The organism is Echinicola arenosa (genome assembly GCF_014841125.1).
GTDB classification, from domain to species: Bacteria; Bacteroidota; Bacteroidia; order Cytophagales; family Cyclobacteriaceae; genus Echinicola; species Echinicola arenosa.
In genome coordinates, this window is record NZ_JACYTQ010000001.1 from 598,900 (window position 1) to 611,587 (window position 12,688).

The 12,688-nt window shown below is 39.1% G+C and carries 6 protein-coding genes; 3 read left to right on the forward strand and 3 right to left on the reverse strand.

Annotated elements, in window-relative coordinates:
- Nucleotides 1-14: 14 nt before the first annotated feature.
- The 3 genes from tamL to IFO69_RS02290 form a co-directional block, all read right to left on the reverse strand.
- Nucleotides 15-2,315: a translocation and assembly module lipoprotein TamL gene (tamL, locus tag IFO69_RS02280; protein ID WP_192007614.1), complete on the reverse strand. Its 2,301-nt coding sequence runs from the start codon at nucleotides 2,313-2,315 to the stop codon at nucleotides 15-17.
- A gap of 3 nt (nucleotides 2,316-2,318) precedes the next feature.
- On the reverse strand, nucleotides 2,319-7,367 hold the full coding sequence (locus IFO69_RS02285) for a translocation/assembly module TamB domain-containing protein (protein WP_192007618.1): 5,049 nt from the start codon (nucleotides 7,365-7,367) through the stop codon (nucleotides 2,319-2,321).
- Between the two features lie 214 nt (nucleotides 7,368-7,581).
- Nucleotides 7,582-9,096 (reverse strand): catalase, encoded by a 1,515-nt coding sequence (locus IFO69_RS02290; protein ID WP_317173407.1) that lies wholly within the window; start codon nucleotides 9,094-9,096, stop codon nucleotides 7,582-7,584.
- 277 nt (nucleotides 9,097-9,373) lie between these two features.
- On the opposite strand from IFO69_RS02290, the gene miaB reads away from it, so the two are divergent.
- From miaB to IFO69_RS02305, 3 genes are read left to right on the forward strand one after another with little or no spacing between them, the layout of a single operon-like run.
- Nucleotides 9,374-10,834 carry a tRNA (N6-isopentenyl adenosine(37)-C2)-methylthiotransferase MiaB gene (miaB, locus tag IFO69_RS02295; protein WP_192007620.1) on the forward strand — a complete coding sequence of 487 codons (1,461 nt, stop codon included), beginning with the start codon at nucleotides 9,374-9,376 and terminating at the stop codon, nucleotides 10,832-10,834.
- 23 nt (nucleotides 10,835-10,857) lie between these two features.
- Nucleotides 10,858-12,156, forward strand: a complete 1,299-nt coding sequence (locus IFO69_RS02300) for a sigma-54 interaction domain-containing protein (RefSeq protein ID WP_192007622.1) — start codon at nucleotides 10,858-10,860, stop codon at nucleotides 12,154-12,156.
- On the forward strand, nucleotides 12,140-12,685 hold the full coding sequence (locus IFO69_RS02305) for an LptE family protein (RefSeq protein WP_192007624.1): 546 nt from the start codon (nucleotides 12,140-12,142) through the stop codon (nucleotides 12,683-12,685). Before IFO69_RS02300 ends, IFO69_RS02305 begins: the two co-directional genes overlap by 17 nt.
- Nucleotides 12,686-12,688: the final 3 nt, after the last annotated feature.

A 12,688-nucleotide genomic window follows, 5' to 3' on the forward strand; every position in this document is an offset into this window, starting at 1 on the left:
ATTTATCTCACTTTCTAGAATGGATATCCAATGGCAAAGTTAAAAATCAAATTTTCCCTTCTCCAATCCCTGTCAAACACTTTAAACTCTTTCAGCCACCTTTCTCCTTCTGGTAAAAATGGTTTTCTGATCGGGGCTGCAAAATCAAATCTGATTACAAAAAACTCTATATCTATTCTTAGGCCAAACCCAGCTCCAACTCCAAGTTCCCTTAACCAGGAGCTTGTAAACTTCCCACCGGGCAATGCCTCATTATCATTCATTAACCAAACATTTCCTGCATCCATAAATAGCGCACCCTTCAAATACGAAACTATTGGAAATCGATATTCTATATTACCTTCAATTCTTATATCACCCGTTTGATCAAAATAAGATTGGTTATTGATGGAATCAGGTTGATAGGTTCCCGGTCCTAAGGATCGAATCCTAAAAGCCCTTACACTGTTAGGGCCACCTGCAGAATACTGTTTTACATAAGGTAACGACACAGAGTTTCCAAAAGGAATACCTATCCCTCCAAAAACACGAGTAGCCAAAACATTCTCCTCTCCTAGTTTGATATGATACCGGAAATCCAAGTCTCCACGCGCATATTGTGCATATTCCATCCCAAACACTTTTCCTGACTCTCCTTTTCCGAAAGTGTTATCCATCAGATTCAGAAGGTTCCCAGCCACATCCACAGTAGTTCCGGCAAATATCTTGTGCTTTCGGAACTGATCCCCTAGCTGATTATAATTAAAAGTGTAATTCAATCCCGCAATAAACTGCTGCTCAAAACTTCTCCTTAAAAATGGATTATCGTCCAATATCTCCTCAAATTCAGGTGATGTATCAGAAAGGCTCACCACACTCAGGCTGATAGGGTTAATCTCATGATATACAAATCTATTGGCATTCCAGTAATACCCATAGCTTATCGTTGCCGAGTTGGAGCGGTAAAGACCTATCCTATTGAGCGATTCTCCCCCCAAACTGATTTTGGTCTTTGGAACAGAATAACTAAAACGTTCTTCAATGTTTACCGGAAAGATTACTCTAGGAAAAATCAAGTCACTCTTTAGACCAATATCATAAGTGCTTAGCCCTGTCCTATCTCCTCCTGCTATCTGGGTTTCATAGCCGAACTGAGCTGAAATATTGAAAGTTTCTCCGCCCTTAAAAATATTCCTGTTTCGATAAGTCAATAAAACCGCAGGACCAATAAAGTTATTAGACTTGGACAAACCTTGCAGCTCCGCTCTGAGAGACCTTTTCTTCAATGGGGACAAATAAATATTGGCATCCAGCCCCCATGGTCCCTGTGTTCCTATCGAATCTTTTTCGACATAACGTAAGTTTACATACCTGTAATTCCCAATCGAAGACAATCGATTTGTCGTTAACCTAGACAACTCTGAGCTATACGCCTCCTCCTCTTTAATCAATATATACTTCTCCAGCAACTCCGGGCGGAACGCCAATTCATCTTGAATAAAGTCGATATCTTGGATAGTAGTGGTATCCTGATTGCCCTTCTCTTCATCCACGGAATAGTTTGGATACACCCTGATGTCTTTTACCTCATAAGGGACTATGGATTTTTCAGCAACATCTTGTTTTAGTCTTAAAAAGAGATCAAACTTTCGCTCATCATAATTATTGGTATCGGCCTCAAAAATCAAATAATCAGCATTGAAATTATAGAATCCTCTTTTCTTCAATTCATCGTTCAGCCTCAGCCTTTCGGATTTAAAGGCATCCAATTCAAACCTTACTCCGGGTTTGAGCTCAGTTTCTTCGATGATCTTAGCGATTTCTTTTTGGATGGTCAGAGAATCTCCTTCCAATTGATACTTTTCCAATCTATATGGACGGCTTACCTCCACCATATATTCCACTCCTGCAAATTTTCCTTTCCCCGTAGACTCAGAGCTGGACAATGAATAGAAAAAACCATTGTTCTCCAGACGATTCAGCAACAATTCTTCCGTTTTGGAAGGGTTTACTTGACTGAAATAGACCGGCTCTTGACCAATTTTCTTCTTTAAGAATCTATTAATAAAGCCGGGTTTTTCCTTACTCCCTTTATAGTAAGCCCATAACCCAATTCTCATCCCCAAAAATTTACCATTTGGATCTGGCTGAATAACGTCCTCTAAACGCGTATGGATAATTTTTAAAGCCTTATTGTTTACACCCTCAGAATCATTGGTCTTTACCTCAAGCTCCGCTCCGGTATATAACCGTTCATCTTCAGGAATGAATTTAGTCACCCCACACGAACTTAATAATCCAATAAATAATAATTGCAAAAATATCTTCGCTCTCATATATTACTTTTCCCCATCGTTTTCAGCTTCAGTACCTGAGTTCTCTTTGATTTGATTTTGCCTATCCCGTTCTATTCTTTCTTCACTTTTCCAAAAATTTCTAAATTCATTGAACTCTCTATTCAAGATAAATGCAATACCGGTAACTATAAGCTGTCCATCAATAATACTCTCAAATTGATTTCTCCTAAATCCTCTGATCCTGTAGCGCCCACTTTCTGTTAGTAAATATTCCAAGTTCACGTTCCCAAAAACCGCTCCATTATTTTGAGTATCTTGACTCGAACCTTCGATATCCATTTGGCTCCCTACTTGAACAATCAATCGGTCATCAAAAAGCCGTTTGCTGGCGTTCACATTCAACTGTGTTCTATCTCCCTGATAACCTGAATAACTATCCAGGTCAAAATCCAACTCAAAGCCCGAATCGCCAAGCACATTGCTGGACAAAGCATTTAATTGACTGGAAAGCATCTGACTCACACTTGACCTTGCCAGAGCAGCTGTTCCTCCTCCTGATCCATCGCTACCTGTTGAAGGCATAAATTTCTGTAGAACCAATAGTGAAAACACCTGCCTGTTGAGCTCTCCTTCCTCTTCATTTATCTGCTGAACCCTGGTATAAACATTTCCTCCAAGCGCACCCTGCTCATCCTCTGGCATATCCAGCTGAAAAAATATTTGTGGCCTCAACAACTCTCCCTCTACATTCAGATAGACCAAGAAGGGAAGTCTTTGTTGGTATTGTTCAGCTACATCATTGTTTACCCCCGAAATCTGCGTTGCCATCAAATCCTGCGCAGATGTCTTTACTTCATAGGATGCAGTAATATCCAAGTCTGCATCCATTGGGTCTCCTTTCCAAGAAATGGTACTTCCCTTGACTATTTCAAACTTCCTACTGACCAAATTGTAAAGGCTCATTTCATAATGTCCCTTGTCCAGTTCATAAATTCCGGACAGGTTCATTTGTCCATTAGGCAAAATATCTAAGTTAAGATCTGCATCACCAGCAATCATCAAGTTATCCCCCGACCGCTCATCCACTATGACATTAAAAATTGCCTTCGGATCCACTTCCAGAATCGCTTTAACTTCCATACCTGTAAAGGCAGACTCGGTTCTCTCACTGCTTCTCTTAGTCAAGATATCATTAGGATCATCCCTGTCAACAATCAGCACAATCCCTTCTCTCTCCACAATATCCAGCTGTGTTTCTGGAATTACAAAGGTCAAGTCCGTCCCTTCATTTACTCCTAGTTTTGCATCGATCTTTGGAAGATTCATATCCCCACTTATGGTCACATCTGCATTGACATTAGCTTTTCCATAAAACAGGTCATTGTCTTCTCTGGTTGAATTTAAAAGCTGGAATTTTTGGGCATTCAACTTAAGGTCGAATGCCAAATTAGTGGGATCAACGGTATTGACAGTTCCGTCCAGAGAAAAATTATTCCCCTCTGTATCCTTAAAGGTAACTTGATCAAAATATACTCCCTGATTATCAACCCGCAAAGGTTCAGTAGGCAAAGAGAATTTTGAATTTAAGGTATTCACTTTTATAGCTGCATTTTCGAAGGCAAACTCCCCTTCATACTTTGGCTCACTCGTGGTACCAGCTACCTTAAAATTACCTTTAAGTGCACCAGCAGCTTCGCTGAAATTCTCCGGCATAAGTTCTTCCAGTACCAATAATTTAAACTCATTGATGTCAAGATTCAAATCCAAGTTGGCTCCATTCTCATGGGCTACATAATCCCCTACTAAATCCAAATCAATTCCTTTGTCCTTTAAGGCAAGGTTAAAATCATAAGACTTGGAATCGCTCGATTTCGCTTTTAGGGCCAAATTTCCAAGTTCAGCTCCCATTGCTTTTAAGTTCAAAATATTCATATCCGCCACAATCCCCGTTGCCCCAAATGGATTTTCAATTATAAAATCTCCGTTTAATATTCCCCCAAGCAGCAATTCATCAGGGTTGAACAATGTCATAATGGTGGCCAATTGGAAATCCTTAAAGGTTACCCCTAACTGATCTTCAACATTGGAATTGAGCTCATTGCTAAAAGTAAGTTGTTGACCCTCTCGTGAAAAAGAAAAATCAGAGAACTGCAATAACTTGTTTGCATATAATACCTGATTACTAGCTGGCACTTTCCATATTTTTCTATTGAGCAGTAGACTATCTGGTAAAACGTGAAGGTCTACCGTATCCCCATGATATTTCATCTCTGCATCCAAAGAATAAAGCTGTTCTTCTACATCAAAGGACCTAAATTTCATTCCTAGCAACTTATTATTAAAGTTAGCTGCAAAAACAGTCCTCCCCATGGACAAAGGAGAAGCATCCAAACTACCTATTCCTAACAAAAAATTCATTTTTCGACCATCACCTTTTGCATCTATCACAAGACTATCCAACATAATATCATTATACTGAACATAAGGTAAGTTCACAGAAGCATTAAGCTGCGCTTCATTTTCTTTAAAGTCCACGCTGACATGAACAGAATCCATCTCTTCAAGACCTTCAATAAAGACCTGATCCAAAATAGGGGCTCTCTTAAAGGCTAAATCCAAATCCAAATTCACAGGATTAGTTAAAATTGAGTCTGATTGCAATGAATCTACCTGAACAGAATCTCTTAAATAGCCCTGTAAATGTCTTTGAACTCCAGCTGATATTTGCTCTGGTGATGCATTGGATCTTAAATAACCGTTGAGCATCAGGCCACTGATGTCTAAACTGGTACTATCAGGTCTGACACTTGCTTTCAAATCAAAATGGCCAGTCGGGTATGACCGCTCATCATAAACCACCAACCCTTCATCTATCTTAGTAGTGGCATCAAAACTCTCAGGATTTCCTTTAAATTCCGCTATCAGTTTTAGCCTGGCCCTGATATCCTTTTCTGTTAAGCCCAAAGCCCTTAGGTTGGCTCCTCTCAAATCCAGATTAGCCGAATAATGGGAATTGATACTATCCAACTCAAGGTCCAAGCCCAAATCCATATCCAGATTTTCATCAGTAAAAGCCAATTTGACATTTCCCACACCATGGTTTAATTCCCCTTCAAGCTTCAAACCTGAAAAGTCATAACTATTATATTCTAGTTGCTTGAAATCTGAACTCAATTGGGCACTTAGATCTTCTATTGAACTACCATTGCCAGAAGAGTGCAATTCAAAAGTCAAGGTTCCTAAGCCCATTCCCGGCAACAATTCTTCTAACTTCAATTGATCCCCTTGAAGCTGCGCGTCAAACATCAGCTGATCTTTGCCCATAAATTTAGCTGCCAAATCTAGACTTCCCTCGGGCATTTTAAGCTCCAATTCTGCAACCAAATCCTCTAGATCACCTTTAGCGTTCCCCTCCAATTCCAATTTCTCTGGAAATTTCACTCCATAATCAGCCTCATTGACAAACTGACTAAGATCGTTCCTGGTGGTCAAAAACAACATGTCTTCCAGATCAAAGACCAACTTCTCTGGCTCAATTATGTTTTGAAGAACTCCTTTTACATTTAAGACGGTTTCTTTGCCCCATGAAATATTGGCCTTCTTCAAATTTAAATTGGAAAAGCTTCCATTTAAATCCAACTCCCCATCAACTTGCTTTTTGGCTAATGCGACAAAGTATGGATTATCCTTCAGGTCAGGAGCAAATGGTAAAGCATCATTAGCATTGACTTTTATAACAGAAAGATCCAATGAATACCCTGCTTGATCGGGAGAATTGATCAACTGATCAATTGAATTATAGGTCAAACTCAAATCTCCACTAACAGCACTGTTTGCTGCTTTCAAATCCAAATCTGTCAAACTCAATCGCTGATCATCCATACCAAAGTCAAAAGAAAAATTATGGAGGTCAAGCCCGCTACCTTCCCTAAAGGCCAGATTGTCCAAGAACAATCCTGCAGCTTTTTCATTAAGATAAATTCCCGACACCTTGAAATTAAGGTCATTCAAAGAAATCGCATTAGCATTAAACACTCCACGAGAGACTTCTTCTTGACCTAGAGAATAAGAAATATCGTTCCTCTCCATTGAAATGGTTTCAACATCTACTGTCCAGTTGGGCAACTGAAAAGGAGCTGAACTTTCTTCTAATTTTGTATTGGATGGGGCTGAGGTAGACTTAGGGAGAACAATTGCTATCTTCGAATCTACCAACTCCATTTTTTTCAAGTTGATCTTCTGTGAGGACAAGTCTGCCTCGGGGAGCTGAACTATAAAACTTCCTAAATCAACCTTTGCACTTATCTCATCAGGAACTGATTCATAATCCGCTGCTACATTTTCAATTTTGAAATCATCTATGATAATAAGTGGCATAGGAGTATTTGAGGTTGAATCTTCCTCTGTAGCAGGAAACGGTTTATCCTGCTTGTAAAAAATTGATGAATTACTAAACTCAAATTCACGTATATAGAACCCCATGTCATTCAAATCAAATTCTTCCATTTTAAGGAACAATTCGCCCAACTCAACGCGGCTATCAATCCCCATCACGCCATCAGTGTAGCTAAGATCAAAAGCCGTCAATTTAATCGGCCCTAGCTCGATCTCAGGATAAGCCCCCTGAGCCTGAACAGTGTCTTCTTCAATGGTTGAGGCCGAGTCACTGGACATAAATGCGGCTATTAAAAAGTCAAAGTTGAAAGTCTCTGTTTTTTCATCCCTTTTCACATTTGCTTTCAGTCCATCCCAATTCAGTTTGGTCAAATGAATATTCCCATTTTTAATCAGTGGTAAAATTTCTACTCCTGTTTCTAACCGATTAGAATAAACCAAGGTATCTCCTTGTTGGTCTTCTACATAAAGTCCTTGGAGAAATAAATTCCCGAAAAAGGTTACATAAAGTTTGTCAATGGAGACTTCTGTTTGGGTTTTGTCTTTTACATAGGACACCGCTTTTCCAACAATTACATCCTGCCCCCATGGGCTCCGAACAAAAAGTAAAATTCCGATAATAAAAACCATCAATACCAGCAGTATCACCCCCAGTACCTTAAAAATTTTATAAAATATCTTTCTTAGATTATTCAAGTGCTAAAATTAATTGCTATATCAAAGATAATAAGTAAAAGGATTCTGGAAAGAATTCATCATTATGACTTCACTATTATGATTTTAAAAGCCCAATATTCGTGCTAAAAAATTTCAAGTCACTTTTCTTTGTCTGATATATTAATCCATACTAAAAAAGAGAGCAGGACTTGCTCTCTTTTTTAGTCAATTCAACTTTGTATTTTCTAAAATTTTAGTGTGCTCCATTCATAGCAGCCATCACAGCATTTACATTCACACCTAAACCTTCTGCTACTCGAGCTCCAAATTCCTCATCCATTCTGAACCAGTGACAAAGCTGCCTATTGATGATTTCATCTTTCTTTGGACCAGAAATACCACTCATTGCACCTATGGTATTTTTAATGGTATTGTCCTGTTCTTCCTTACTCATCACATCTCTGAAAAGTGCCCTTGGTTGGGAATAATGATCATTGCCTCCAACTTTACTATTTCGATCATACCAATCTGCAATATGATCTCCTAAATCATCCGATGGTTCTTTATAGGAATTATCTATTTCAATATCATCAAAACTATTCGGAAAATAGTTTGGTTTCGAACCCTGATTTCCATCAACTCGCATAAAACCATCTCGCTCATAATTGTTTACAGCAAAAGGGCAGCGATTAACCGGAATTTGTTCATAGTTAGCACCAAGTCTGTACCTATGTGCATCAGGGTAAGATAAGATTCTTCCTTGAAGCATTTTATCGGGACTGTAACTCACTCCATCTACAATGTGCGCTGGAGCAAAAGCAGCCTGTTCTACATCTTGAAAGTAATTATCTGGATTTTTATTTAGCTCCATTTCCCCTACATCAATTAATGGAAAATCCGCATGAGGCCACACTTTTGTCAAGTCAAAAGGGTTAAAGTCCACTTTCTTAGCTTCCTCCAAACTCATTACTTGAATTTTTAAATTCCACTTTGGAAAATTTCCATTTTCAATAGCCTCCAACAAATCTCTCTGGGAAAAGTCCATGTCCTTGGATTTCATTTCTGCAGCTTCCTCATCTGTAAAGTTTTGGACACCTTGGGCTGTCTTGAAGTGAAACTTTACCCATACTTTCTCATTTTTATCATTAATTAAAGAAAAGGTATGTGAACCATAGCCATTCATGTGACGAAATCCTTTTGGGGTTCCCCTGTCACTCATCAAAATCAACACCTGATGTAAAGATTCTGGCATCAAAGACCAAAAATCCCACATCATAGTCGGTGATTTCATATTAGTATATGGATCTCTTTTTTGAGTATGGATAAAATCGCTGAACTTTTTAGGATCTTTGATAAAAAATATTGGCGTATTGTTTCCTACCAAGTCCCAGTTACCATCCTCGGTATAAAATTTAACTGCAAACCCTCTAGGGTCCCTTTCGGTATCAGCAGAACCTTTCTCTCCGCCTACTGTTGAAAACCTTGCAAAAACCTTTGTCTTTTTACCTACCTTGTTGAACAATTTGGCTTTGGTATATTTACTGATATCATTGGTCACCGTGAAGGTTCCAAAAGCTCCTGACCCTTTTGCGTGAACTACCCGTTCAGGAATTCTTTCCCTATTGAAATGGGCCATTTTCTCATGCAATATATAATCTTCCAAAAGGATTGGACCTCTTGGTCCTACGGATTTCGTATTATCATTTTCCACGTAAATCCTTCCGGATGCGGTGGAAAGTTTATTGTGTTTTCTTTCTTCTGACATCATGTTTGTTTTTAGGTTCTTGATCTTTTTTATGGTATGAATATACTTATTAAAAACATATAGTTAAAATTGATAATTTCTATAAAATCATAGTAAAAAACTATATCTATTCCACTTCTGAAATCATCTCAAATTCACATTCATTATTACTTATTGCTGACCATCATCCCACAGAAAGCAGGCCAAAAAATAATATTAACAGAAAAGATAAATCCACAGAAGTCTGTCATTTTGTCGGTATTTTATTAATTTCGCATCTCAAATTGATTGAAAGAGTGCTATGGAGAATATTATTAAGGATATTGACATAATTCCTGCTGAAGAGGCGCAGGCATGTGATTTCAAAACCACAGAAGAGGAGAATACAGGAAAGCATAAAAAGCTATATATAGAAAGTTATGGCTGTCAAATGAATTTCTCTGACAGTGAAATTGTCGCCTCCATCATGAAAGAGAATGGTTTCGACACCACTTCTAATTTTGAGCAGGCAGATGTCATTTTCCTGAACACCTGTTCTATTCGCGAAAAAGCCGAACTGACAGTTAGAAAAAGATTATCCCAATTCAATACGATTAAGAGAGAAAAGCCTGAACTTACCATAGGTGTTTTGGGCTGCATGGCAGAAAGGCTCAAAGATAAATTACTTGAGGAAGAAAAGTTGGTTGATGTAGTCGTTGGACCTGATGCATACCGTGACCTACCCAACTTGGTTAAAGTGGCCGAAGAAGGAGACAAAGGCGTCAATACTTTCCTGTCAAGAGAAGAAACCTATGCGGATATATCACCAGTAAGGCTAAACTCGAATGGGTTGACAGCATTTATTTCCATCATGCGCGGATGTGATAATATGTGTTCCTTTTGTGTGGTTCCTTTTACCAGAGGCAGGGAAAGAAGCCGTGATCCGCATTCTATAGTAAGAGAGGCTCAGGCATTGTTTGACCAAGGATACCGAGAGGTCACACTTTTAGGTCAGAATGTAGACAGCTATAAATGGTCTCCTGAAGAAAACAATAAAGCCAGACTGAACAAACAAAAAGAGGCTGTCAGCGAAGTAATCAACTTCGCAAACCTATTGGAAATGGTTGCCAAGGTAAGTCCTTTATTGAGAGTGAGGTTCTCCACCTCTCACCCTAAGGACATAACAGATGAAGTACTTTATACCATGAAAAAGTATGATAATATCTGTAAATACATCCACTTACCTGTCCAAAGCGGGAACAGCCGAGTTTTGGATATGATGAACAGAACTTATGACCGCGAATGGTATTTGGAAAGGGTGGCCAAAATCAGAGAAATACTGGGACAGGAATGTGGCATTTCCTCCGATATGATCGCAGGTTTCTGTACTGAAACCGAAGAAGAACACCAAGAGACATTGAGCTTAATGGACATCGTGAAGTATGACTTCTCTTATATGTTCTATTATTCTGAACGACCTGGTACACTTGCGGCAAAAAAATATGAGGACGACATTCCCTTGGACACCAAAAAAAGAAGACTTCAAGAAATCATCAACAAACAGTCACAGCACTCTTTGGAGAGAAACCAATTGGACATAGGGCAAATCCAGCAAATCCTTGTGGAAGGTACCAGCAAAAGATCCGAAGATCAGCTCAAGGGAAGAAATTCTGCCAATAAGGTGGTAATTATTCCTAAAGGAAATGTTCAAAAAGGAGATTATGTCCAAGTAAAAATCACGGATTGTACAGCTGCCACCCTCTTTGGTGAAGTGGTTTCCTGATTTTAACAAACTCTAAAAAGTCTATGATTAGCGACACTGAGGTACTATCTGTAAAGCAACGATTTGGAATAATTGGCAACAGTTCTTTGCTTAACCATGCCATAAGAGTGGCCATGCAAGCAGCACCAACTGACATGACCGTACTTATTACCGGTGAAAGTGGTAGTGGTAAAGAGTCTTTTTCCAAAATTATCCATTCCATTAGCACGAGAAAGCACGGCAAATTCATCGCTATAAATTGTGGCGCAATTCCCGAGGGCACGATTGACTCAGAGCTTTTTGGTCACGAAAAGGGATCTTTTACTGGTGCCCATGAGGCAAGAAAAGGTTACTTTGAAGTGACGGACGGCGGTTCCATATTTCTGGATGAAATAGGTGAAATGCCTTTAGGAACACAAGCTAGGCTGTTAAGGGTTTTGGAAAACGGTGAGTTTATCAAGGTAGGCTCCTCAAAGGTCCAAAAGACCAATGTCAGAGTCATCGCTGCCACCAACGTGAACTTGATCAAAGCTGTTGAAAAAGGAAAATTCAGAGAAGATCTTTATTATAGACTTAATACTGTACCTATCTACGTTCCGCCGCTTCGTGAACGTGGAGATGACATTATTTTGCTTTTCAGGAAATTCACCACAGACTTTTCGGAAAAATACAAGGTAAAACCCATCTCACTTGACCATGAAGCAAAGGAATTGCTGCTAAAATTTCCTTTTAAAGGAAATATCCGGCAATTAAAAAATTTAGCTGAGCAAATCTCGTTATTGGAAGAGGATCGAGAGGTGAATGCCATCACATTGGCCAAGTATTTGCCTTCTAACGAATCAAACTTACCTGCCCCATTTGGTCAGAACATGGGCAAATCAGGAGAAGGTTCTAGTGATTTTTCAGAAAGGGAAATCCTATATAAGGTGTTGTTTGACATGAAGAAAGACATGACCGACTTAAAGAAGTTAGTTCTGGATTCTTATCAGTCCGGTGGACTGAATCAAAACATCATTAAGAAGCACCATTCACTTTTCGAAGACATGGATGATTCAGTTTCGTTTGAAGACACTCCTTCCAACAAACCATCCTCGTCCATGCCTATTGTATTGGAGTCTAACTCATCAAACCCTTCTCAGCAGGAAAATTATGATGATGAAGGCATTGAAGACATCCTTCATGAAGAAGATGACAACTCCCTTTCCATTGAGAAAAAAGAGAAAGAGTTGATCGTAAAGGCACTTAGAAAACATAACAATAAGAGAAAGTATGCCGCTCAGGATTTGGGAATTTCAGAAAGGACCTTGTACCGTAAAATCAAACAGTATGATATCAGTGAGTAAAAGTAAGTTCTTTCTCGTTTTGATTTGCCTTCCAATAGTTTTTCTCACAGCTTGCAAGGTGGAATACAGTTTTACTGGAACAACTCTGGATTATAATGTTACTCAAACATTTTCGGTAGCTAACTTCTTCAATGATTCAGGAGGAGGCCCTGCCAATATGGGTCAAAACTTCACAGAATCATTAAAAGATTATTTCCAAAGAAACACCCAGCTAGAGTTGGTACAATCAAGTGGTGACCTTCAGTTTGAGGGAGCCATTACCAGATACTCGGTCACTCCGCAGGCAACCGTTACCAGTACAGACCCAAATATCCCTGACAGGGCTGGGCAGATGCGTTTAACGATCGCTGTAGAAGTCAATTACATGAACTTGTCCAATGAAGAAGAGGATACTAAAAAGACATTTTCTTTCTATCAGGACTACGACCCGAGGACAACTTCATCATTAGAGGTAGAAAGTGATTTGATCGAAGTAATCTTTGAAAACATCATTCAGGATATTTTCACCTCTACTGTGGCTAATTGGTAAATT

What these genes read in the sequence shown, in the direction of transcription:
- tamL (WP_192007614.1), bottom strand. Translation starts at nt 2,315, where the DNA reads ATGAGAGCGAAGATATTTTTGCAATTATTATTTATTGGATTATTAAGT.
- IFO69_RS02290 (WP_317173407.1), bottom strand. Translation starts at nt 9,096, where the DNA reads ATGATGTCAGAAGAAAGAAAACACAATAAACTTTCCACCGCATCCGGA.
- miaB (WP_192007620.1), top strand. Translation starts at nt 9,374, where the DNA reads ATGGAGAATATTATTAAGGATATTGACATAATTCCTGCTGAAGAGGCG.
- IFO69_RS02300 (WP_192007622.1), top strand. Translation starts at nt 10,858, where the DNA reads ATGATTAGCGACACTGAGGTACTATCTGTAAAGCAACGATTTGGAATA.
- IFO69_RS02305 (WP_192007624.1), top strand. Translation starts at nt 12,140, where the DNA reads ATGATATCAGTGAGTAAAAGTAAGTTCTTTCTCGTTTTGATTTGCCTT.